The organism is Streptomyces lydicus, from assembly GCF_000717345.1.
Classification (GTDB): Bacteria; Actinomycetota; Actinomycetes; order Streptomycetales; family Streptomycetaceae; genus Streptomyces; species Streptomyces lydicus.
The window spans coordinates 1-22,004 of the sequence record NZ_JNZA01000021.1 but is presented as its reverse complement, the minus strand read 5'-3'; the positions used below and the strand labels follow the sequence as shown (position 1 = coordinate 22,004).

Annotated in this window: 17 protein-coding genes and 1 pseudogene; 5 read left to right on the top strand and 13 right to left on the bottom strand. The window is 72.3% G+C overall.

Annotation, left to right across the window (positions count from 1 at the left end; translation table 11 throughout):
- Positions 1-19 precede the first annotated feature (19 nt).
- Together OO62_RS20955 and OO62_RS20950 are read right to left on the bottom strand one after the other, a co-directional pair.
- Complete coding sequence (locus OO62_RS20955) at positions 20-214, bottom strand: antitoxin (protein ID WP_033269045.1); 195 nt, start codon at positions 212-214, stop codon at positions 20-22.
- A gap of 106 nt (positions 215-320) precedes the next feature.
- Positions 321-1,346, bottom strand: a complete 1,026-nt coding sequence (locus OO62_RS20950) for an alpha/beta hydrolase (RefSeq protein ID WP_033269044.1) — start codon at positions 1,344-1,346, stop codon at positions 321-323.
- A gap of 229 nt (positions 1,347-1,575) precedes the next feature.
- Here OO62_RS20950 and OO62_RS20945 point away from each other — a divergent pair, with 229 nt between their 5' ends.
- The gene (locus OO62_RS20945) at positions 1,576-1,881 is read left to right on the top strand and encodes a hypothetical protein (RefSeq protein ID WP_033269043.1); all 306 of its coding nucleotides are present in this window, start codon (positions 1,576-1,578) and stop codon (positions 1,879-1,881) included.
- Here the strand turns inward: OO62_RS20945 and OO62_RS20940 are convergent.
- The 6 genes from OO62_RS20940 to OO62_RS20915 form a co-directional block, all read right to left on the bottom strand.
- A complete protein-coding gene (locus OO62_RS20940) occupies positions 1,878-4,970 on the bottom strand; it encodes an alpha-mannosidase (RefSeq protein ID WP_078617291.1) in 3,093 nt (1,030 codons plus the stop codon). The genes OO62_RS20945 and OO62_RS20940 overlap by 4 nt on opposite strands.
- 62 nt (positions 4,971-5,032) lie before the next feature.
- Positions 5,033-7,123 (bottom strand): endo-beta-N-acetylglucosaminidase, encoded by a 2,091-nt coding sequence (locus tag OO62_RS20935; protein ID WP_033269042.1) that lies wholly within the window; start codon positions 7,121-7,123, stop codon positions 5,033-5,035.
- Positions 7,120-8,442, bottom strand: coding sequence for a glycoside hydrolase 5 family protein (locus tag OO62_RS20930; RefSeq protein ID WP_033269041.1), 1,323 nt, complete (start codon positions 8,440-8,442; stop codon positions 7,120-7,122). Before OO62_RS20930 ends, OO62_RS20935 begins: the two co-directional genes overlap by 4 nt.
- Before the next feature lie 45 nt (positions 8,443-8,487).
- The gene (locus OO62_RS20925; RefSeq protein WP_228332601.1) at positions 8,488-9,414 is read right to left on the bottom strand and encodes a carbohydrate ABC transporter permease; all 927 of its coding nucleotides are present in this window, start codon (positions 9,412-9,414) and stop codon (positions 8,488-8,490) included.
- Positions 9,411-10,280, bottom strand: a complete 870-nt coding sequence (locus OO62_RS20920) for a carbohydrate ABC transporter permease (RefSeq protein ID WP_033269040.1) — start codon at positions 10,278-10,280, stop codon at positions 9,411-9,413. The genes OO62_RS20925 and OO62_RS20920 overlap by 4 nt, the downstream gene beginning before the upstream one ends.
- Positions 10,281-10,293: 13 nt before the next feature.
- Positions 10,294-11,586: an ABC transporter substrate-binding protein gene (locus tag OO62_RS20915; RefSeq protein WP_033269039.1), complete on the bottom strand. Its 1,293-nt coding sequence runs from the start codon at positions 11,584-11,586 to the stop codon at positions 10,294-10,296.
- 329 nt (positions 11,587-11,915) lie between these two features.
- On the opposite strand from OO62_RS20915, the gene OO62_RS20910 reads away from it, so the two are divergent.
- The gene (locus tag OO62_RS20910; protein ID WP_033269038.1) at positions 11,916-13,043 is read left to right on the top strand and encodes a LacI family DNA-binding transcriptional regulator; all 1,128 of its coding nucleotides are present in this window, start codon (positions 11,916-11,918) and stop codon (positions 13,041-13,043) included.
- Between the two features lie 263 nt (positions 13,044-13,306).
- Positions 13,307-14,860: an SDR family oxidoreductase gene (locus tag OO62_RS20905; RefSeq protein WP_033269037.1), complete on the top strand. Its 1,554-nt coding sequence runs from the start codon at positions 13,307-13,309 to the stop codon at positions 14,858-14,860.
- Positions 14,861-14,862: 2 nt separating this feature from the next.
- Here OO62_RS20905 and OO62_RS20900 read toward each other — a convergent pair whose 3' ends face one another.
- A complete protein-coding gene (locus OO62_RS20900; RefSeq protein ID WP_164993238.1) occupies positions 14,863-16,881 on the bottom strand; it encodes an ABC transporter ATP-binding protein in 2,019 nt (672 codons plus the stop codon).
- Between the two features lie 122 nt (positions 16,882-17,003).
- Between OO62_RS20900 and OO62_RS20895 the strand changes: the two genes are divergently transcribed.
- Positions 17,004-18,479, top strand: coding sequence for a phytoene desaturase family protein (locus OO62_RS20895; protein ID WP_051733472.1), 1,476 nt, complete (start codon positions 17,004-17,006; stop codon positions 18,477-18,479).
- Positions 18,480-18,583: 104 nt separating this feature from the next.
- Here the strand turns inward: OO62_RS20895 and OO62_RS20890 are convergent, their stop codons facing one another.
- The 3 genes from OO62_RS20890 to OO62_RS20880 form a co-directional block, all read right to left on the bottom strand.
- A complete protein-coding gene (locus OO62_RS20890; RefSeq protein WP_051733471.1) occupies positions 18,584-19,036 on the bottom strand; it encodes a hypothetical protein in 453 nt (150 codons plus the stop codon).
- 222 nt (positions 19,037-19,258) lie between these two features.
- Positions 19,259-20,128: a lysozyme gene (locus OO62_RS20885; protein WP_033269036.1), complete on the bottom strand. Its 870-nt coding sequence runs from the start codon at positions 20,126-20,128 to the stop codon at positions 19,259-19,261.
- 110 nt (positions 20,129-20,238) lie between these two features.
- Positions 20,239-20,865 carry a hypothetical protein gene (locus OO62_RS20880; protein ID WP_248782301.1) on the bottom strand — a complete coding sequence of 209 codons (627 nt, stop codon included), beginning with the start codon at positions 20,863-20,865 and terminating at the stop codon, positions 20,239-20,241.
- Positions 20,866-21,579: 714 nt separating this feature from the next.
- Here OO62_RS20880 and OO62_RS20875 point away from each other — a divergent pair.
- The gene (locus OO62_RS20875; RefSeq protein ID WP_033269035.1) at positions 21,580-21,774 is read left to right on the top strand and encodes a hypothetical protein; all 195 of its coding nucleotides are present in this window, start codon (positions 21,580-21,582) and stop codon (positions 21,772-21,774) included.
- A 135-nt stretch (positions 21,775-21,909) separates the two neighbouring features.
- Here the strand turns inward: OO62_RS20875 and OO62_RS39060 are convergent.
- Positions 21,910-22,004, bottom strand: a pseudogene (locus tag OO62_RS39060) (transglycosylase SLT domain-containing protein); the annotation flags it as partial.

Sequence of the window (22,004 nt, the reverse complement as noted above, 5' to 3'; positions counted from 1 at the left end):
CGCCGCTCGGGCCGCCGGCTCAGGGCTGCGGGGGCCGGTCCTCGCCGCGGCCGCCGCCGAACTGGTCCCGGAGCTTGTCCTGACCGGTGTCGACCTGACCCTTGTATTTGCCCTGGGTCCGCTCGTCGATCATGTCGCCGGCCTTGTCGATGCCCTTGTCGGTCTGGGATTCGTGACCCTTCAGCATGTGCTTGAGCTTGTCCATCATGGACATGGGCGGTCCTCCTCACCACGGTCCCCCACGCCTCCAGCATCGCCCCCCACCTGGCGATCTGCATCTGCGGGGCGGGGACGACGCCGGCGCGGCGCGGGGGAGCGGTTCAGGAGCCGCTCGCCACCGGGCCCTTCAGCTGGTCGCTGATGAACTTCATCGAGCCGGCGGCCATGCCCTTCTGGTAGTCCCAGGCGTTGTGCCGACCGCCCGGTATCAGCTGGAGGGCGGTGTGGATCGGGCCCTTGCCGTACGCGGTGCGGAATTTCTGTATCGCGGTGGTGACGGCGGGGGATTCCCTGGTTCCGGCCTGGAACGCGAGGTACACGTCCGGGCCGCCCTTGCGCAACAGGCCGCCGGCGAGCTTCCCGGGGTCGTTGGCGTCCTTCTCCGCCCGGTGGCCGGCCCACAGCGGGGAGTCCGGCGCGAGGTCGGGCCCGCTGGCTATCGCGGCCTTGAACTTGTCCGGGTGCTTGAGGACGGACTTCAGGCCGGCGAAGCCGCCCGAGGACGAGCCCATGAAGGCCCAGCCGTCCCGGGAGGCGAACGTACGGAAGTTGGCCTTCGTCAGGTTCACCACGTCCTCGGTCAACCAGGTGCCCATCTTCTGCTGACCGGGGATGTCGCTGCCGTCGTGGTACCGGGTGTCCGGATTCAGCATCGGCATCACCACGATGAACGGCAGGCTCTTGCCCTCCGCCGTCCACTTCGTGAGGTTCTCCTGGAGCTCGATGTCGCCGCCGACCCAGTAGTTGGTGACGCCGCCCGGCTCCTTGGGGCTGCCCAGCCCGCCGGGCAGTGCTATCAGCACCGGGAACCCGCTCTTGGCGTACTTCGCCTCCTGGTACTCCTTCGGCGCCCACACCCACACGCTTCCGGTGACACCGGACTTCGCGCCCTTCAACGTCGTGCGCGCTATATGGGTGCCGTCGTCCAGGGTCCGGGTGATGCGGAAGTCGCTCCGCGGGCCGGTCGGCATGCGGGTGTCGCCGTCGACGGGTTCGGTCCGCGTGGTGCCGTCGCTCTTCGCGCCGGCGTTGAAGTCGACCGCTTTTCCGGCGTCGGAGCAGCCGGTGAGCAGCGCGCAGAGGGTGACGAGGGTGGCCGCGAGCGCGACGGTACAGGGACGTTTCAACGGTGACTCCGCGACGATGGACCAGGGGCAAGTGCCCATAAAGAGGGAAAACGGGCCGCGGTGGTTCCCCTGGTCTCCTCGGCCCGTGCCGGCGGGCGGGCTCTGTCCGTGATCCTAGGGCCAGCGATCCGGCTCACCCGCCCGGCGCAACGGGCGCCGTCGTGTTCCCGCCGGAACCCAATGGCCCGCTCGACGGGCACGGTGCGACGGTCCGGCCGAGAATGCAGCGGTGACCGATGAACACCGCAGTGCCGATGCCACCGCGCCCCGCGCCGCGCCGTGTGACGAGGAACGACGGCTCGCCAGGAAGGCGCTGGCCGGCCGTGCGCGGGACGCCGATGATCTGACGTTGCTGATGGACATGCTCGGCCTGGACCCGAGCCGTGACCCCGGCCGGGAAGCGGGGTGCGGCCCCGCCCGGGGCCGGGTGCCGGACACCGGCCGCGACCGGCGGGCCGGCCGCGGCGGCGGGCGTGAGCGGCGCCGCGACACCTGCCCCGACGCCCGCTTCCGGCCGGGCCGCCCCAGAGACTAGGGGCGCCTCCCCTCCAGGGTCTGCCGGCCTCCGTCCGGCCCCGGACGCCGGCGCTCGCCCGCCCGGCTCAGTCGCAGCGTCACGATCTGGAACGGACGCAGCCGCATCCGGACCGTGTCGCCGTCGCGTTCGAGCGCCGGCCCGTCGTCCGTCGGCCGCTCCAGCAGATCGGTGGTGACCACGTCCGCCACCTCGAACCCGGCGGTCACCGCGGTGACCGCCCGCCCGCCGAGCGCCTCGTGCAGACGGACGACCACATCGCCGCTCGTGTCGTCGGCCAGCTTGACCGCGGTGACCACCGTCGCGTCATTGCCGACCGTGACCAGCGGAGGCACCGCCCGGGCGCCGGCGATCCGGCGCTCGGGCAGGTTGATGCGATGGCCCTCGCGGACCGCGTCCCCGAGGTCCGCGCCGGGCACCAGCGCGTACCGGAAGACGTGCCGGCCCTGGTCGGTCTCCGGGTCGGGGAAGCGCGGGGCCCGCAGCAGGGAGAGCCGTACGGTCGTGGTGGTGCCCCGGTCGCCGTCGTCCCGCACCGTACGCGTGACGTCATGGCCGTACGTGGCGTCATTGACCAGCGCGACGCCCCAGCCCGGCTCCGCGACGTGCACAAAGCGGTGCGCGCACGCCTCGAACTTGGCCGCCTCCCAGCTGGTGTTGGTGTGCGTGGGCCGGTACAGGTGCCCGAACTGGGTCTCCGCGGCGTACCGCTCGGCGTGCACGTCCAGCGGGAACGCCGCCTTGAGGAACTTCTCCGTCTCGTGCCAGTCGACCTCGGTGTCGATGTCCAGGCGCCGCTGCCCGCGGGCCAGCGTCAGCGACTGCACCACACGGGAGTCACCGAAGCTGCGGACCACCCGCACCGTCGCCGACTCGCCGGTCACCTCGCCGAGCGCGACCTCGTCGGCGTCCGTCAGATCGGTGACGACGTTGCGGTAGAAGGAATCCACGTCCCAGGCGTCCCACATGTTCGGGAAGTCCGGGTGGATCTGCAGCAGGTTCGCCGCCCCGCCGGGCGCCACCACCTCCCGGCCGGCGGCGCAGTCGTACGCGGAGACCACCAGGCCGCGGGCGTCGATCCGGATCCGCAGCAGCCCGTTGGCCAGCGTGAACCCGCCGTCCTCGCAGGGCGCCGCGGACACCTCGGGACCGTCGGCCACCGGCGGCGCCACCGCCCCCGCCGCGACCCCGCCGCGCCGGTGCGGCGCCGAGTTCACCGCCAGCTCCTCGCTCCCGCCGCCGGCCAGCGCCGCCAGGGCGCCCGCGATGATCCCCTCCAGCTCGGCGGCGACCGCCGCATAGGTCCGCTCCGCCTCATGGTGCACCCACGCGATGGACGAGCCGGGCAGGATGTCATGGAACTGATGGAGCAGCACGGTCTTCCAGAGCCGGTCCAACTCCGCGTACGGATAAGGGCGGCCGGCTGCCACGGCCGCCGTCGCCGACCACAGTTCGGCCTCCCGCAGCAGCTGCTCGCTGCGCCGGTTGCCCCGCTTGGTCCGCGCCTGGCTGGTCAGCGTCGCCCGGTGCAGCTCCAGATACAGCTCACCCACCCACACCGGCGCGTTCGGGTACTCCGCCTCCGCCTTCGCGAAGAAGTCCGCGGGCCGCTCCCACCGCACCGTCGCCGAGCCGTCCAGATCGCGCAGCCGGCGGGCCTTGGCGATCATCTCGCGGGTGGTGCCCCCGCCGCCGTCGCCCCAGCCGGTCGGTGCCAGCGAGTGGCTGGCCACGCCCTTGTCCTTGAAGTTCCGTGCCGCATGGGCGATCTCGCGCCCCGCCATCTGGCAGTTGTAGGTGTCCACCGGCGGGAAGTGGGTGAAGATCCGGGTGCCGTCGATGCCCTCCCAGCGGAAGGTGTGGTGCGGAAAGGCGTTGATCTGGCTCCAGGAGATCTTCTGCGTCAGCAGCCACTTCGAGCCCGCCGCCCGGATGATCTGCGGCAGCCCGGCGGCGAAACCGAAGGTGTCCGGCAGCCACGCCTCGTCGTTCTCGACGCCGAACTCCTCCAGGAAGAACCGCTTGCCGTGCACGAACTGCCGGGCCATCGCCTCCGATCCGGGCATATTGGTGTCCGCCTCCACCCACATCCCGCCCGCCGGCACGAACCGCCCCTCCGCGACCGCCTTCTTGACCTTGGCGTAGACCTCGGGCCGGTGCTCCTTGATCCAGGCGTACTGCTGCGCCTGCGACATGGCGTAGACGAACTCCGGCTCGTCCTCCAGCAGCGCCGTCATGTTGGACGTCGTACGCGCCACCTTCCGCACGGTCTCCCGCAGCGGCCACAGCCATGCCGAGTCGATGTGCGCGTGCCCCACCGCGCTGATCCGGTGCGCGGACGCCCCCGCGGGCGCCGCCAGCACCGCCCGCAGCTCCGCCCGTGCCGCCCGCGCCGTCGCGTTGACGTCCTGCAGGTCCACCGCGTCCAGCGCCCGGCCCACGGCCCGCAGCACCTCCCAGCGCCGCGGGCTGTCCACCGGCAGCTCCACCATCAGCTCGCCCAGCACCTCCAGGTCCAGGATCAGCTCCCACACCTCGGTGTCGAACACCGCCAGATCCATCCGCGCCAGCCGGTACTGCGGTTCACTGCCCGCCGTCTCCGGGTCGCCCAGCAGGGTCGGCTGGAACGGATGGACGTCGAGGAGGACGGGGTTGGACGCGGCCTCCAGATGCCACTCGACCCGCTCGCCACCGCGCACCGGCGCCCCCACCCGCACCCACTGGTTGCGCGGATTGATCGCCTTCACCGGAGTGCCGTCGGGCAGATGCACCAGCGCCTCGCACTGGAAGCCCGGCATCCGCTCGTCGAAGCCCAGGTCCAGCACCGCCTCGACGGTGCGCCCCGCCCACTCCGCCGGCACCTCGCCACTCACCTTGAACCAGGTCGTGCCCCAGGGCGCGCCCCAGGCGTCCCCCACCGCGACCGGGGTGTGCGCGGCGGCCAGCCCCTCGGCCACCGGCACCGTTCCGCCCGGTGCGACCCAGGCCGCGACCTCCAGGGGAACCGATTCCGGATACAGCGCGGGCCGGATGCGCTCGTCCAGGACCCGCTTGAGGCGGGCTTCGATCAGTGCGCGGTCGTCGTGCATGACAGGGGCTCCGTATCGTCGCGGGTGGTACGGGTAGTGGTGGGGGCGGGCAACGTCCTTGACTACCAGGGAAGTTGGACGCGAGCCGGTTCCGAGGTGGTGAACAGTTCGTGGACGGCGCGTACCTCGATCTCGGCGGCCGGCTCGGTCCCGGCGCGCCGCAGCCCCGGTACGTACAGGGCCGTGCCGCAGGTGCCGCCGAGGAAGCGCCGGCTGCCGTCCGGGAGCCGGCGGTGGAGCTCGTAGTGGCGCACCGGGCCGTTCGCGCGGCGCCAGGCCAGCCGCACCGAGACGGCACCGTCGACGGCGGCGGTGTCGGTGACCCTCAGCCCACCGGGAGCGGCCGGCGACGCCGGGCCGTCGTGGACCGCGAGCGCCCCCAGTCGCCAGGCCACCGCCGCCCCGCCGCTCCCGGTCAGCCGTACGCCCAGTGCGTGCAGCGTGCCGGAGCCGAGCGGGCCGAGCCGTACGGTGTCGGTGCGCCAGCCGTCGCCCGGCTGGAGCGTCCCGGCCGGCAGGTGGACGTACGGCGCGGGCCGGCCCGGCGCCGGGGCCGGCCGGGTCGCGACCGCCACCTCGACGGTCACCGGGCCGGAGGCCGGATCGAGCCGGTGGGTGAGGTCGAGGACCGTGGCGGCACCGGCCGGCAGCCGGGCGGGGAACAGCTCCACCGTGGCCGGTGCGTCCAGGGCGCCGCGCACCAGCAGACTGCTGCCGCCCCGCCAGGCGTCGTCGAAGTCCCAGGAAATATCCGGGTGTTGCCCCTCGGTGTGTACCACCCAGCGCCGCGGCGGCAGCCGGTCCTGCAGGCCGAGATGGCTCCAGGGGGCCTCGGAGGTGACCTTGCCGGCCTCGTACCAGCGCAGGCCGTGGCCGGTGTTGAAGCCGGTGGCGAACGGCAGCGCGGTGAGCGTCGACCGGTCGGCGACCGCGGTGGCCGGCGCCCGCCAGCCCCCCGCCCCGCCGGGCCGGGCAGCGGCCGCTCCCTCTCCCGCCCAGAACCGGTCGTCCGCGGCGTGGAACTGGCCCGGCGTACGCCCCGCCGGCAGGTGCTGAAGGGTCCACTCGGGCCGGTAGAAACCGAACGAGACGACCTGGTCCCGCCCCTCGGGGAGGATCGCGTCCCAGTCGGTGCCGGTGTCCCAGCCCGCCGACTCCACATCGACGCCGGCCCACAACTCGTAGCGGCTGCGTCCCAGCTGCTCCGCCAGCCGCCCGGAGTCCGCGAGCGACCGGGCGCTCCAGCGGAAGTCCACGAACAGGCTGTCGGCGACCGGCCCGGAAGCGTCCTGGAAGAACGACCGGTTGAGGTCGTCGAGCGCGCCCTGCCAGCCGACCTGCCCGGTCCGGTTCATCGCGTCGTACCAGGTGATCCGCACGCCCTGCCCGGCGCCCGCGGCACGCAGCGCCCGCAGGAACGCCTGCATCTCCGCGGCCAGCGCGGCGTCCCCGCCGCCGGTCTCCGCGTTGATGAACCAGCCGTCGAAGCCGTACACCGTCGCGACCTGCACCAGCTTCGCGGCCAGCGGGAAACGCCCCGCCGCGTCCCTGCGCACCAGGTCACGCGTCCAGCGCAGCTGCCCGCCGTAGGCGACCGGCGGCAGGAAGACGGTGCCCAGTACGGGTACGCCGTTGCGGTGCGCGGCGTCGACCAACGGGGCGTTCGGCGCCAGGATCAGCCCCTCGCCGGCGGAACCGCCCCAGAAGACCAGCTCGTCGAGCAGCGCCCAGTGGGTCGGCGCGTAGGTGTCCGCGGTCGCCGAGCCCTGCGACGGGTTGCCCGCGGTGTGGTCGAAGGCCGCCAGCGCGCTGATCCGGGCCTGTCCGGCGCGGGCGGTGGTGTGCGCCGGGACGGGCGTGAAGCGCCGGGCGAGCGGCACCGTCGACCGGTTGAAGGCCAGGTCCCGGTCGGTACCCGGCTGCCAGGCCGCGAGGCTGCGCCAGGTGATGCCGTCACCGGGCGTGCCCGGCGGCAGCGAATCGGGGAACCAGTACGAGGCGTACGGCTGCAGCGAGTCCGCGGCGCGCGGCCGGTGCCGGCCGGCGGCCCGTGCGGGGGACGCCCCGAGGGACGGGCCGGCCAGCGCGGCCGCGGCACCCGCCCCGGCCAGCAGCACACGACGGCGGGGGACGGGTGACGGTTGCCGGTTCATGAGGTACTCCTCCGAGGGGAGACGGACGGTGACGACGGGCGCCGGCTCGCGGGGGCGGACGGCCGGTGGTGCCGCGCGGCGCCCCCGACCTCCTCGGGCGTCAGGACCGCGGTGATGCCACGGGACGCCAAGTGGGCGCTGTCGGCGGCGCGTTCGGCCAGTACGAGGGCCGGCCGGACGCCCTCGGCGGCGAGCTCGGCCCAGGACTCGAAGACCGGGCCGCCGGGCGCGCACACCGACCGCCGCGGCGCGGCCCCGGCCTCGCCGGCGTCGACGACCAGCGCGGTGCTGCGGACCGCCGGCCGGTGCTGCCGGCCGCGCCACTGCTCGGCCAGCGCCGCGAGCGCCCGCCCCGCCGGTTTGACCGTGCGGTCGTTGCCGAGCAGCCCCAGCCCGTATTCCAGCTCCGGGAAGTCGGCGAGCGAGCGCGAGACGTCGTGCGAACACCACCAGGTCACGCCCCACACGTCCGGGCAGTCCAGGGCGTGGGTCACGGTGGCCTCGGTGAAGCCCGCCGCCCGCTCCTCGGGAATGTGCGGCGCGGGGGCGCCGACCTCCTGGAGCCACACCGGGCGGTGCGGGTCCTCCGCCCACGCCTTCGACAGTTCGATGAGATAGGCGGCGTGCTGCTCGGTGGCGGTGCCCGTCGGGCCGTGGCGCTGCGCGGTGCCGTTGAACACCCAGGAGTGCACGGCGGTGACCGCGCCCAGCCGGGCCGCCTGGGCGGGGGTGAAGGGGTGGCCGTCGCGGTACCAGGCGGCGTCGTAGGCGGCGTGCAGATGCGTCCGGCCCGGGGCGCCCCGCTCGCAGGCCGCCAGCATCCGTTCCAGCCAGGCGGTGGCCTGCGCGGCGGTGATGCGGTCGGGGTCCGGGTGCGGGCCGTCGGAGAACTGGTTGATCTCGTTGCCGAGCGTCATCCCGAGGAAGTTGGGCCGGTCGGCGAGCGCGGCCGCCAGCGTCCGCAGATACTCCTCCTGCCCGGCCAGTACGTCCGGGTCGGTGAAGAGGTTGCGGCGGTGCCAGGTCGCGGTCCACGCGGGGAGGAAGTCGAAGCTCGACAGATGGCCCTGCAGCCCGTCGACGTTGACGTCCAGCCCGCGTTCGGCCGCCGCGTCCGCCAGTTCCACCAGCTGTTCCACGGCGCGCGGCCGGATCAGCGTCCGGTTGGGCTGGAAGAGCGGCCAGAGCGGGAAGACCCGGATGTGGTCCAGGCCGAGACCGGCTATGGAATCGAGGTCGGCACGTACGGAATCCGCGTCGAAGTCCAGCCAGTGGTGGAACCAGCCCTGAGTGGGGGTGTAGTTGACGCCGAATCGCATGGGGCTCCTGTGGGTCGGGGCGGGTGCGGGCGCGTACGGGCGGGCTCAGCCCTTGACGGCGCCCTCACCGACGCCGCGGAAGAAGTAGCGCTGCAGACAGGCGAACAGCACGATCAGCGGGAGGACGGCGATGACGGTGCCGGCCGCGACCAGCCGCTGGTTGTCCGCGAAGGTGCCGTGCAGGAAGTTCAGGCCGATGGTCAGGGTGAACTTCGACTGGTCGCTCAGCACGATCAGCGGCCACAGGAAGTCGTCCCAGGCCCCCATGAAGGCGAAGATCGCGACGACCGCGAGAGTGCCCTTGACCGACGGCAGCGCGATCCGGACGAACCGCTGCCAGGCGTTGGCGCCGTCGACGAACGCCGCCTCCTCGACCTCGTACGGCAGGCCGGCGAAGGCGTTCCGCATCAGCAGCACGTTCATCGCCCCGATGCAGCCGGGCAGCACCACACCGAGCAGGGTGTTGTTGAGCTGCAGCTCCCGCATCGTCACGAACTGGGCGATCATGATGGACTCGACCGGCACCAGCATCGCCATGACGAACACGACCAGCGCGGCCCGGCGGCCCCGGAAGCGCATCCGGGCCAGCGCGTAGCCGGCCAGCGCCGCCCCCGCGCAGTTGGTGACCACATTGGCGGCGGCCACCTTCAGCGAGTTCAGCGCGAAGTCCCACACCGGGATGATCCGGGCCACGCCGCCGTAGTTGGCGAGGGTCGCCCGGTGCGGCACCAGACTCGGCGGATAGCGGTAGATGTCCTCGCCGGGGCCCTTGAGCGAGGTGGACAGCTGCCAGAGGAACGGTCCTACGGTCAGTGCCAGCACCGCGAGCAGCAGCAGGTAGCGCAGCAGCAGCTGCCACCGCGGCAGCCGCCGCCCGGCCCGTCGCCCCCGTGGCACGGCGGCCGGCTTGCCGTCCTCCCGCTGCGCCCCGCCCCGCGCCCGCGAGGGGCGTGCCATGACGCGCTCGCTCATGCGTCCTCCCTGCGGTTCGCGCGGAGCACCAGCAGCATCAGCCCGAGCGTGATCACGAACACCACGACGGAGAGCGCGGAGGCGTAGCCGACCCGGCCGCTGAGGCCGGTGCCGACCTGCTGGACGAGCATCACCAGGGTGGTGTCCTCCCCGCCGGGGCCGCCGGTCGGACCGGCCATCAGATAGACCTCGGAGAACACCTTGAAGGCGTTGACCGCGGAGAGCGCGGCCACCAGCACCATCGTCGAGCGCACCGCGGGCACCGTGACGGTCAGGAAGCGGCGCACCGCTCCGGCGCCGTCGACCGCGCATGCCTCGTGCAGCTCCCGGGGGACGTTCGCCAGCGCCGCCAGATAAATGATCATGTAGTAGCCGAGGCCCTTCCAGACCGTGACCGCCATCGCGCTGAACAGCAGCAGCCACGGATCGCTGAGGAAGCCGACCTTGCCGAAGCCCAGCCCGTCGAGCAGCGCGTTGATCAGACCCCGGTCGTCCAGCAGCCACACCCAGATCAGCCCCACCACGACGACGGAGGCGACCACCGGGGTGTAGAACGCGGCACGGAAGAAGGTGATCCCGGGGATCTGCCGCTGCACCAGCATCGCCAGCAGCAGCGGCAGGACCACCAGCAGCGGGACGACCCCGAGGACGTAGAGCGCGCTGTTGCGCAGCCCGGTCCAGAACATCGCGTCCTGGATCAGCTCCCGGTAATTGGCGCTGCCGATGAACCGCCCCTCGGTCAGGGTGCGGGCATCGGTGAACGAGTGCGCCACGGTGCTGAGGAAGGGATAGAGACTGAAGGCGGCGACCACCAGAAGGCCGGGGCCCAGGAAAAGCCACGGGCTGGCGGAACGGTGCGTTTTCACGGTTGCCCCGGCCTCAGCCGGTCTTCAGCAGACGGTTGCACTCGGCGACCGCGCCGTCCAGCGCCGCCCGGGGCGACTCCTTGCCCTGTACGGCCTTCGCCACCGCATTGCGCAGCACGGTCTTCATCTGGTCGCTGAGCAGCACCGGCGTGTAATTGACCGCGGTCTTCAGCGACTTGGCGGACGCCACCCGCACGCGGGTCGTGTCGGTACCGTCCTCCTTGGTGAAGTACGGATCGTCCAGCGAGCCCTTGGTGCTCGGGAAGATCGTGACCTTCTTGGCGAAGGCCATCTGGTTCTCCTTGTCGGTGACGAAGTGCGCGAACGCCACCGCGGCCGCCTTCACCTTGCTCTGCGCATTCACCATCAGGCCCTGGACGTACATATTGGCCTTACCGGTGTTGTTGACCGCGTCCGTGATGCCGATGTGCCGGTAGAGGCTCGGTGCCTCCTTCTTGAAGTTCTCCAGGTCGAGAGCGCTGCCCGGATTCATGGCCACCGACTCCTGCTGGAACTTCCGCCCCGATGACTCGGCCTGCGCGGTGAGCGCCTGGGAGTCCAGCGCCCCGGCCGCGTACAGCTCCTTGTAGTGCCGCAGCAGCTCGACGCCCTTGGGCTCGTTGAACGTGAACTCCGTGCCCTGGGCGTTCATCAGCCGCACGCCGTACCGCCCGAAGTCCTCGATCGACGGAGTGCTGGCGAGCATCGCCGTCTTCCGGTCGCTGTGCCGCGCCATCGACACCGCGTCCCGGAACAGCTGGTCGTAGGTCGTCGGCGGCTTCTCCGGATCGAGTCCGGCCTTCCGGAAGAGCTCTTTGTTGTAGAACATCGGGCCGGTGTTCAGATACCAGGGGAACGCGTAAACGCCCGGCAGTCCCGGCATCTCATGGCTCTGCCACGCCCCGGGCAGATACTCGCCGCGGTACTTCCCCGCCGCCTTGTCCAGGTCGAGTGCGAGTCCCGCCTTCGCCAGCGGATAGGCGAGATCGGGTGACACATTCACCACATCAGGCAGCGTGCCGCCCGCCGCGTCCGCACTCAGTTTCTCCGGATATCCTTCGGCCGGCTGATCCACCCACTTCACCTTGGTGTGCGGATATTTATGCTCGAAGTCCGAGATCACGCCCTCGAAGTAATCCTTGAAATTCGCCTTGAGGTTCCAGGTCTGGAAGGTGACCTGCCCCTCGACCTTCCCCGAGGCGCTGTCCGCCCCGTCGGATCCTCCCGAGGCCCCGCACGCGGTCAGGGCGAGTGCCGAGGTGACCACGACGGCGGTCGCGGCGGCGGCTCGACGGGAAATACGCATGACTGGCGGCTCCTCTGCTCGGACCAGACATCGGTGAATGCGCGCCGCGGAAGACCGAAAACGCCCCTTGCTTTATGGCATCAAAAAAGGAATATCTGGCGTTCACAGCTGCTCGGCCGAACGTTCTCCGAGCCCTCGGGCGACGATGCGGCAGACGCTACTAATGCGTTTTAGTAGGTGTCAATACCCGCGACTGGAACGGCTTTTCAGTGCTAGTGACCGGCCACCGCACCGACCGCCGCACCGGGCCTTTGCGCGGCGTTTGACAGCTCATCCCCGGCTGATCAGACTGAGCGCACTAATGCGGTTAAGTCCGAGGAGAGCCCGCCATGACAGCGCCCGGTGAGGCCGCCCGCCCCAAGCCGGCGCGCCGCCCGACCATCAAGGACATCGCCCGCCGGGCCGGGGTCTCGGAGAGCGCCGTCTCCTTCGCGCTCAACGACCGCCCGGGCGTCTCCCAGGACACCCGCGCCCGGGTCCGCCGCGTCGCCGAGGAACTGGGCTGGCAGGCCAACAGCGCCGCCCGCGCCCTGTCCGGCGAACGGGCCGGCGCCCTCGGCCTGGTGCTCGCCCGGCCCGCGCAGACCCTGGGCGTGGAGTCCTTCTTCCTGCAACTGGTCTCCGGCATCCAGGAAGTGCTCTCCGCCCGGAAGATCGCCCTGCTCTTCCAGGTCGTCGAGGACCTCGGCACCGAGTGCGCGCTCTACCGCCGCTGGTGGGCCGAGCGCCGGGTGGACGGCGTCCTCGTCGTCGATCCGCGCACCGAGGACCCCCGCCCGCAGCTGCTCACCGCGCTCGGCCTGCCCGCGGTCGTCATCGGCGGCCCGGCCGCCCCCGCCGCGGTGGCTCCGCACCCGGACGCCGCCGCCCCGGCAGCCCCGCCACCGGACGCCGCCGCGCAGCCGCCCCTCGCCACCGTCTGGGCCGACGACGCGAAGGCCATGGCCCGGATCCTCGACCACCTCTACGGCCTCGGCCACCGCCGCATCGTGCACGTCGCGGGCCTGCCCGGGCTGGCCCACACCGAACGCCGCATCCGCTCGCTGCGCACCGAGGCGGCGCTGCGCGGCCTCGACGCACGCCACGTCCGCTCCGTGACCACCGACTACTCCGACGCCGAAGGGGCCGAGGCGACCCGCCGCCTCCTCGACGCCGCACGGCCGCCCACCGCGATCATCTACGACAACGACGTGATGGCCGTGGCCGGCACCGCGGTGGCCGCCGGGCGTGGCATCCCCGTACCGGCCGCGCTGTCCATCGTGGCCTGGGACGACTCGGCGCTGTGCCGGGTCACCCACCCGCGCCTGACCGCGCTCGTCCGGGACACGCCCGGCTTCGGTCGGCTCGCCGCCCAGGAACTCCTCGCCGTCCTCGACGGCGGCCCGCACCGCACCGTGCAGGGCGAACTCCCGCACCTGGAGGCCCGCGAGAGCACCGGCCCCTGCCCCCACGACTGACCGGCGCGACCGCCAACGGCCGTACGCCGCCGCGCCGTTGCCGGCCGCGGACCGTTTCGCCCAGGCCGTGGAAGAGCGCCGCGCCGTGAACGCCCTGCTGCCCGCCTGACCCGACCGTCGCGCACCCGGGCCCCAGCCGGGCCCGCCCGCACGGTTCCCGTGCCGCCCCGGCCCCCGGGCCGTGATGCCCCGCCGGCGAACCGGTGACAGACTGGCGGGCAGGCCGGCCGTACCGCGCCCGCCGGCCGGAGGAGGCCGTCCGCATGGTCGACGTAGCCGGCTCGCCGGCGCCGCGCGCCCTGGTCACCGGCGCCACCGGATACATCGGCGGCCGTCTGATCCCCGAGCTGCTCGCGGCCGGATACACGGTGCGCGCGCTGGCCAGGAGCCCGGAGAAGCTACGCGACCACCCCTGGGCCGCGCGGACGGAGGTGCTGCGCGGCGACCTCACCGACGCCGACTCGGTCCGTCCCGCGATGGCCGGCGTCGACGTCGCGTACTACCTGGTGCACGCCCTGGGCAGCGGGCAGGGGTTCGAGGAGACCGACCGCCTGGCCGCCCGGACCTTCGCCCGTGCGGCCCGCGCCGCCGGCGTCCGCCGGATCGTCTACCTCGGCGGACTCACCCCGCAGGGCATCCCCGAACGGGACCTCTCGCCGCACCTGCGCTCCCGCGCCGAGGTCGGGCGGATCCTGCTGGACTCCGGAGTGCCCACCGCGGTGCTGCGCGCCGCCGTCATCATCGGCTCCGGTTCGGCCTCGTTCGAGATGCTCCGCTACCTCACCGAACGCCTCCCGGTCATGGTCACCCCCAGCTGGGTCCGCACCCGCATCCAGCCGATCGCTGTTCGCGACGTGCTGCGCTACCTGGTGGGCTGTGCCCGCCTCCCCGACGACGTCAGCCGGACCTTCGACATCGGGGGGCCCGAGGTCCTCACCTACCGCGACATGATGCAGCGCTACGCGCGCGTCGCCGGCCTGCACGAACGGCTCATCCTGCCGGTGCCGGTACTCACCCCCGGCCTGTCCAGCCTCTGGATCGGACTCGTCACCCCCGTACCGCCAAGCATCGCCCGTCCGCTCGCCGAGTCACTGCGCCACGAGGTCGTCTGCCACGAGCACGACATCGCACGCTACGTCCCCGCCCCGGACCCGCCGGGCCACCCGCTCGCCTTCGACGACGCCCTGGCCCTCGCCCTGCGCCGGGTACGGGACGCCGACGTCTCCACCCGCTGGTCCAACGCCGCCGCCCCCGGCGCCCCCAGCGACCCGCTGCCCACCGACCCCGACTGGGCGGGCGGCAGCCTCTACACCGACTGCCGGGAACAGACCGTGGACGCGCCCCCCGAGGCGCTGTGGCGGGTGGTGGAGAGCATCGGCGGCGAGAACGGCTGGTACTCCTTCCCGCTCGCCTGGGCGGTGCGCGGCTGGCTGGACCGGCTGGTCGGCGGGGTCGGACTGCGCCGCGGCCGACGCGACGCCCGCCGGCTGCGGGTCGGTGACTCGCTCGACTTCTGGCGCGTCGAGGAGGTCGTGCCGGGACGCCTGCTGCGGCTGCGCGCCGAGATGCGGCTGCCCGGCCTGGCCTGGCTGGAGATGACCGTCGGCCGCGACGACCGGGGCCGTACGCGCTACGGCCAGCGGGCCCTGTTCCACCCGCACGGGCTGGCCGGCCACGCGTACTGGTGGGCGGTCTCGCCCTTCCACGCCGCGGTGTTCGGCGGCATGGCCCGCAACATCGCCGCCGCGGCCGGACGGCTCACCGCCCGGGACGTGCCCGAGCACCTGCCCGCTGCCGGGGCCCCCGACCGGCGCTGACCTCAACTCCCGTTTCCCGCCGGGACGTTCTGGGCCGGCAGCGACGGCCGGTCCGTCTCCGCCTCCTCCGCCTCCGTCTGGAACTGGCTGCGCTGGAGCTCGTACAGGGCGCGGAAACCGCCCGGCGCGGACGGGGACATCAGCTCGCGGAAGGTGCCGCGCTCGACGGTCCGCCCGTGCTCCATGAGGTAGATGAGGTCGGCGTGCCGGACGGAATGCAGCCGGTGGGTGATCAGCACGATCGTCTGCCCGTCGGCGGCGAGATTCCGGATCTTGGCGAAGACCTCCTGCTCGGCCGCCGCGTCCAGCGCCGCGGTCGGCTCGTCGACGACCAGGATCTCCCCGTCGCGGTAGCGCGCCCGGGCGATGGCCAGCTTCTGCCACTGGCCGCCGGAAAGATTGTGACCGCCCTTGTAACCGCGGGCGAGCAGGGTGTCCAGCCCCCGCGGCATCTCCCGGACCACCTCCTCGGCGTCCGCGTACCGCACCGCGCCGGCCAGCCGGTGGTCCGTCAGCGGCGCGTCCGCCCGGCCGATCGCGATGTTCGCCCGCGCGGTGAACGGCCAGCGGAAGTAGTCCTGGCCGACCGTGGAGACCCGGGAGAACAGGGCGTGCCGGTCGACGGCGTCGGTGGGCACCCCTCCCACCAGGACCTGTCCCTCGTCCGGCGTGTACAGCCCCGACAGCAGCTTCACCGCCGTCGTCTTGCCCGACCCGTTGCTGCCGACCAGCGCGACGATCTTCCCGGCAGGTACGACCAGGTCCAGCTCGCGCAGTGCCGGCACGTCGGTGCCCGGGTAGCTGAAGGTGACCTTCTCGAAGCGGATCTCGTCGAGCCGCTCCGGCAGCGCCCGCCCCCGGTCCGGGATCGCCCGGACCCCGGCCTCGGCCTGGACGTGCTCCAGATCGCCGACGAACAGGGCCTCCTCGTGCAGGTAGTTGATCTGGCGTACGAGGCTGTCGAGCGCCCCGGAGCCGGTACGGAGCGCGATCACCGCCGTGCCACCCACCGACAGCGCCATCGCGCCGCTCCACAGCAGCCACCCGAGCACCCCGAACGCGGCCAGCGTCGCCGCGCCCGTCCCCAGCGCCGCAGCCAGCCCCGTACGGGCGGCCAGTCGGGCCAGCCGGGTCTGCTCCAGCTCCGAGTCCTCGGCCATCAACCGGAAGTGCCGCAGCAGGAATCCGCCGATGCCGTGGACCCGGATCTCCGCCGCGGCCTGCGCGGAGGTCAGCAGATCGCTCAACAGCCTTCCCGCGCGGGCGTGTTGCATCCACGCCAGGTGCGAGAGGTAGTTCCGGCGGGCGACCGACAGCGCTGCCCAGGCGCTGGGCAGCGTCATCAGCACGATCAACGGCAGCAGCGCCGGATGCAACGCCGTCAGCACCCCGACCGCCGCGGTCAGCGACAGCAGGGCGTTGATCACCGAGGTGCCGTACTGGATCATCCGCCGCGCCGCCCCCGCCCCGAACCGCGCGCTCTCCAGCCGCTTGTGGAACTCGGCGTCCTCCACCGCCGCCATTTCCACCCGCTGCGCGGCCCGCAGGTACAGCTCGGTCGCCACCCGCTCGACCTTCGGCTCCAGCCGTCCGGTACCCATCGTCGACACGGACTTCAACACCGCACCGGCCACCGCGACGAGACCCACGGTGAGCAACGCGGGCAGGGCGCCGCGCAGCCGTTCCGTGGTCGCCCCGCCGCCCAGCAGCGCCGCCAGCACCCCGTTGAGGTTCACCATGGCGATGGCCTGCGCCACACCCCGGCCGGTCTCGGCGCCGACCACCGTCCGCAGCGCCCGGGCGTCGGCCCGGTGCGCCAGCCGGGCGGTGAGCGCCAGCAGGTGCGGCAGCCGCAGCACCATCGCCCGCAACCCGAGTTCGGTGAACGCACCGTCGTGCCGCGACCAGGCGTGATCGTCGCGCAGCCGGCCGCCGAAGAGTAACCGCTCCGACTCCGAGGCCGGCCGGTCCTCGCCCCCGGCTTCGGTTCCGGTACCTGCTGTGGAGCGACGGAATGCCATGCTGCCTCCTGGTCGGGTGGCCGGCGCCCGCCGTGTCGCGGGTGTCCGGAGAACGATGCCCATGAGGGGCGTCACGGCCGCTCCTCGCCGGCGGTTTCCGTACGCCTTGGCATGCTGGAGGCATGACGGAACGAGCCGGGGGCGCACGCGAGGCGGCAGTGGTGGTGGGCGCCGGACCGAACGGCCTGGCAGCGGCGGTCACGCTGGCGCTCGCCGGGCTGCGGGTGACGGTGCTGGAGGCGGCCGACGAGATCGGCGGCGGGCTCCGCAGCGGCGAGCTGTCGGTGCCCGGCGTGCTGTTCGACCACTGCTCCTCGACGCATGTGATGGGCGCCGGCTCCCCGTTCCTGCGGACCCTGGACCTCGCGGCGTACGGGCTGGAGTGGCGCCGCGCCGAGATCGACCTGGCCCACCCGGTGGACTCCGGCACCGCCGGGGCGCTGTACCGCTCGGTCGCGCGGACGGCCGACGGGCTCGGCGCCGACGGGCCCGCCTGGGAACGGCTCTTCGGGCCGACGGCGGCCGACGCCGAGGTTCTCCTGGACGAGGTGATGCGGCCGCTCGTCAAGATTCCCCGGCACCCCGTGCGGCTCGCCCGCTTCGGGCTGCACGCGCTGCAGCCCGCCACCCTGATCGCCCGCCGGTTCCGCACGGAGGCCGCCCGGGGACTCTTCGGCGGGGCCGCGGCCCACCTCTTCGGTCCGCTGACCCAGCCGCTGGCCGCGTCCATCGGACTCATGATCATCGCAGCTGGACACCGCTACGGCTGGCCGGTGGCCAAGGGCGGTTCGGCCGCCCTCGCCCGTGCGCTGGCCGCACTGCTCGAAGACGCGGGCGGCCGGATCGAGACCGGCGTACGCATCCACTCGCTCGACCAACTCCCGCCCGCCGCGACGGTGTTGCTCGACCTCGCGCCGGCCGCCGCGGCGGCGGTGATCGGCGACCGGCTGCCGCCCCGGGTGCGGCGCGCCTACACCCGCCACCGGCACGGCCCCGCCGCGTTCAAGCTCGATCTGGCGGTCGAGGGCGGGGTGCCCTGGCGCGCCGAGCCCTGCCGCCGCGCCGGCACCATACATCTGGGCGGCAGCTTCGAGCAGATCGCCCACGCGGAGCGTGCGGTGTTCCGCGGACGGATGCCCGAGCGCCCGTTCCTCCTGGTCTCCCAGCAGTACCTCGCCGACCCCGGCCGCTCCGCCGGCACGGTGCACCCCGTCTCCGCCTACGCGCACGTGCCGCACGGCTACCGCGGCGACGCCACCGCCGCGATGCTCGCGCAGTTCGAACGCTTCGCGCCGGGCACGCGGGAGCGCGTCGTGGCGGCCACGGCCACCTCGACGGCCGACCTCGAACGCGGCAACCCCAACCTCGTCGGCGGTGACATCATCGGCGGGGCCAACACCCCGCTGCGGCTCGCCATGCGCCCGCGGGTCGCCCTCGACCCGTACCGCACCGGCGTCCCCGGCGTCTTCCTCTGCTCGGCCGCGACCTGGCCCGGCGCCGGCGCGCACGGCATGTGCGGGCACAACGCGGCGCGCTCCGCACTGCGGGCACTGGGCCGGGAGTGGCCTCTCAACGCGCGGGCACAACACGGGAGTTGACCACGCGAGTGGCGCCCGGGCCGGGTTCCCGGGCGGGCGCTGCCCGGGAACCCGCCGCCGGGCGCCGCTCGGTGCGTCGTCAGCGGTGCCGTGGAGCGGGGGGCTCAGTGGTGCGTCACGACACCGGCGGCCAGCCGGCCGCAGTTGGAGCCGGAAACGCTGACGCTGACCGACCCGATCGCGCCGCCCCAGTCCACACAGATGCCCTTGCCGGGCAGATAGACCGGGCCGGCGTACGAGGTGTACTGACCGCTGTCGTAAACGTAGTCGGAACTGCCGTCGGTCGCGGTGAGATAGGTGTACATGTACACCGGCGCACCGGGGCTGTTCCGCACGGTGACGACACAGTTCTTTCCGGTCGTCGCGCTGTACGTCAGGTACACGGTCCCCTTGCCGGTGACCGGTACGGAATTCACCACCTTGTAGCCGCTGCCGCAGGCGCTGTTGTAGGCGGCGGCGGTGGGCGCGGCGGCTGCGCCGGTGGCGGTCGCCATTGTGGCGAGACCCGCCACGGCGAGTGCGGCGGCTGATCCTGCGATGGCACGGGAACGCTTCATGGGAATACCCCCGTCGGGTGCTGTGCTTCGCGTGGTCATTTCGCAGTGTTGGACCACGCAAGGCCACCGATGGTTGTACCGCGAGAAGAATTCCCTATTGTTCGAACGGGGTTGTCACGAACGGAGTTGTCGCGAACGGCAGGGCGAATCGCGACGGCCGGTCTCCGGTGCCCGGAAGGGCGGCGGAGACCGGCCGTCGCGGTGGGGAAGCGGAGCGCCGGGTCAGTCGTCGTCGCCGCCGTTCGCGAGGACCTTGAGGCGGCTGTAGCTCCCGTTGAAGCGGTTGCGGTCGCCGATCGGGTGGCCCGAGGAGGTGTGCTGCCAGATGCTGTGGAACCGCCAGCCGGCCGGAAGTGAGCCGACGGAGGAGCCGTAGCGCGGGATCCACAGCGGGTTCGACCGGCCGAACCGGCCGGAATTGCCCGTGCACCGCTTCCACCAGTTGGTCGAGGTGTAGATCACCGCGTCCCGGCCGGTCTCGTCCCGGTAAGTCTCCACGAAGTCGTCGATCCAGTTGACCATCGCCTTGGCGCTCTTGCCGTAACAGGTCGCACCGTAGGGGTTGTACTCCATGTCGAGCGCGCCGGGCAGCGTCCTGCCGTCCCTGGACCAGTCGCCGCCGTGCTCGGCGAAGTACCGCGCCTGCGTGCTGCCGCTGGAGTGGTCCGGCAGCGCGAAGTGATACGCGCCGTGGATCATGCCGGATTCGTACGAGCCCCGGTATTGCTGCGTGAAGTACGGGTTCGTGTAAGCGGTTCCCTCGGTGGCCTTGACGTATGCGAAACGCACCCCTGACCTGCGCAGCGACTTCCAGCCGACGTGCTTGTTGTGGCTGGAGACGTCGACGCCGGACACGGCCCGGCTGTGCGACGCCCGCGGCTCGATCCCGCCGGCCCGGTCACCGCCCTCGTGGGCGATGATCGTGGACCCCATCCAGTCCTGCTCGGGGTGGGCCGGCACCAGCCCGGTGTCCGACGCCGTGGCGTGGCCGGGCAGCGCGAGGGGCAGAGCGAGCACGGAGAGAAGAGAAAAGAGCTTTCCGGCCGCAAGGGGGACTGTACGGCGGGCCGGACCGGATCTGCGCAAGGGCATCGCATGCCTCCGAGGCCATCGGTTGAGTCAAGTTCGGCAGCTTTTGAGCAGAATTCTGCCGATAAGAGACTTATACGCAGAACCGCCTGGCCGTATGACCCAACAGGCCGTCAGTCCGCCGTCCGGCCCTTCATCTCACCCGGATGGCGGGTGGAACCCCCGTCCGGCGCGCGGTCCGGCGCGCGGTCCGGCGCGCGGTCCGGCGCCGGACGGTCCCGGACAGCGCGAAGCGGGCCCCGGCTGTGCCGTGGCCCGCTGTCCCGCGCAGCGGCGAACGCGCCATTCCGCCGCTTCGCAAGCTGCCCGCGCATGATGTTGCGGTGCAGGCCCTCGTAGGAGCCGGGGATGCCCTTGGCCTTCATGATGTCCAGCGACTGACGGATCCAGCCGTCCAGGTTGTTCGGGTAGCTCTTGACGGCCGGGCGGTCCGCGGAGCGGCTCGCGGCCTGCTGCGCCTTGTGCTGCTTGGCGACGGCGGTGACCTTGATGTGGTCGGCGACCGAGGCGGTCACCGGGCGGCCGGTCTTGGCGTCGTCGGCCTTCGCGGGCTGACCGTTCGCGTGGACGGGCTTGACCGCGACCGAGGAGTGCTCAGAAGCAGCCTGTGCGGTGTCCGGGGCCGAGGTGAGGGAAAGGCCCGAGGTGACGCCCGCGGCGGCCAGGACGGCCACGGCGACCTTGTGGGTGCGGGTGATGCGGGTGTTCCGGACAGCGCGGGGCAGGGTGAAGCTGGGCATGCAGGGTGACCTCTTCCAGGTACGGGTACGGGGAGGCGGCCTTATTTGGCGGCGCGTGGCGCACCGGAGTTCTTCGCTGCGTTCGCCTTCGTGGCGTGAGCCGCAAGCTCGCTCTCGGTGCGTCTGAATCCATGTTTAGCGACCGTCCCGAATTGAGGCAATGGTGCTCTGTACTAATCGCCTTCGTGAGATAAACCCTGATCTTTGAAGTGATGAGCGTATCTAGCCGCGTTGAGCGGGAAAGGGCGGATGAGAAACTCACTAGGCACGGTCGTAAGTGACGTACGTCGCGTGCCCCGAGTCACCTGGAAGCGGCCGTAAAAGCCGCTTGAGTGGGGTCTATAAGTTGCCTGGCTCACAGCGGAATTACCGCTCCCCGGCACCACTTCATGCGCGCCTGGAAGGCAATTCATCCGCCCGGCTGTCCGGCGCCGGGCCGGGAAGTGTGTCAAATGTGGTGAGGGGCACTGGTGCTGAGGCCAAAAGGGCGGCAATTGTGCCCTGATTCACTTGCCGGCCGGCGGCGGGCCGGCGCGGGTCCCTCGCCGGGACCGGCCGCCGCCGGCTGGGCCGTTGGGGAACCGTCCGGTACGGCGATACGGCGGTGCTGCTGGTCCGTTCGCAGCAGCGACCGGGCTGTCGCGTGACGACGGGCCGTCCGCTCCCCGACAGTGACACCGCACACAGCTGTCACTCACCGTAGGGAAGTGCGCCATGTTCCGTCGTATCGCCGTTGTCGTCAGCGGCCTTCTGGTCACCGGCTTCCTCGCCACCGGCTCCGCCGTCGCGGCCCCCGTGGACGACCACCGCCAGCTCACCGCCAGGGACCAGGAGGGACTTCGGGTCGCCGGTGAGGTGATTCACGCCCTCCTCGGGGGCGGCAACCTGGCCCGCGACTTCCGCTACTGACGCGGACGCGACCGGCAACGGCAATGGCCCCACCCGCGCGATGCGGGCAGGGCCACTGCCGTTGCCGTGTCCGGGTGCCGTACCGCGGCACCCGGTGCGGTCCGACCGGACCGCTGCTGGGCTGCTACACCCGGCTCAGTAGGCCGAGTTGACGTTGTCGATGGAGCCGTAGCGGTGCGCCGCGTAGTTGGCGGCGGCGGTGATGTTGGCGACCGGGTCGGTGAGCTTGT

Coding starts and splice junctions, on each gene's coding strand:
- OO62_RS20955 (WP_033269045.1), bottom strand. CDS start 214: ATGTCCATGATGGACAAGCTCAAGCACATGCTGAAGGGTCACGAATCC.
- OO62_RS20940 (WP_078617291.1), bottom strand. CDS start 4,970: ATGCACGACGACCGCGCACTGATCGAAGCCCGCCTCAAGCGGGTCCTG.
- OO62_RS20935 (WP_033269042.1), bottom strand. CDS start 7,123: ATGAACCGGCAACCGTCACCCGTCCCCCGCCGTCGTGTGCTGCTGGCC.
- OO62_RS20930 (WP_033269041.1), bottom strand. CDS start 8,442: ATGCGATTCGGCGTCAACTACACCCCCACTCAGGGCTGGTTCCACCAC.
- OO62_RS20925 (WP_228332601.1), bottom strand. CDS start 9,414: ATGAGCGAGCGCGTCATGGCACGCCCCTCGCGGGCGCGGGGCGGGGCG.
- OO62_RS20915 (WP_033269039.1), bottom strand. CDS start 11,586: ATGCGTATTTCCCGTCGAGCCGCCGCCGCGACCGCCGTCGTGGTCACC.
- OO62_RS20910 (WP_033269038.1), top strand. CDS start 11,916: ATGACAGCGCCCGGTGAGGCCGCCCGCCCCAAGCCGGCGCGCCGCCCG.
- OO62_RS20905 (WP_033269037.1), top strand. CDS start 13,307: ATGGTCGACGTAGCCGGCTCGCCGGCGCCGCGCGCCCTGGTCACCGGC.
- OO62_RS20900 (WP_164993238.1), bottom strand. CDS start 16,881: ATGGCATTCCGTCGCTCCACAGCAGGTACCGGAACCGAAGCCGGGGGC.
- OO62_RS20895 (WP_051733472.1), top strand. CDS start 17,004: ATGACGGAACGAGCCGGGGGCGCACGCGAGGCGGCAGTGGTGGTGGGC.
- OO62_RS20890 (WP_051733471.1), bottom strand. CDS start 19,036: ATGAAGCGTTCCCGTGCCATCGCAGGATCAGCCGCCGCACTCGCCGTG.
- OO62_RS20885 (WP_033269036.1), bottom strand. CDS start 20,128: ATGCCCTTGCGCAGATCCGGTCCGGCCCGCCGTACAGTCCCCCTTGCG.
- OO62_RS20880 (WP_248782301.1), bottom strand. CDS start 20,865: ATGCCCAGCTTCACCCTGCCCCGCGCTGTCCGGAACACCCGCATCACC.
- OO62_RS20875 (WP_033269035.1), top strand. CDS start 21,580: ATGTTCCGTCGTATCGCCGTTGTCGTCAGCGGCCTTCTGGTCACCGGC.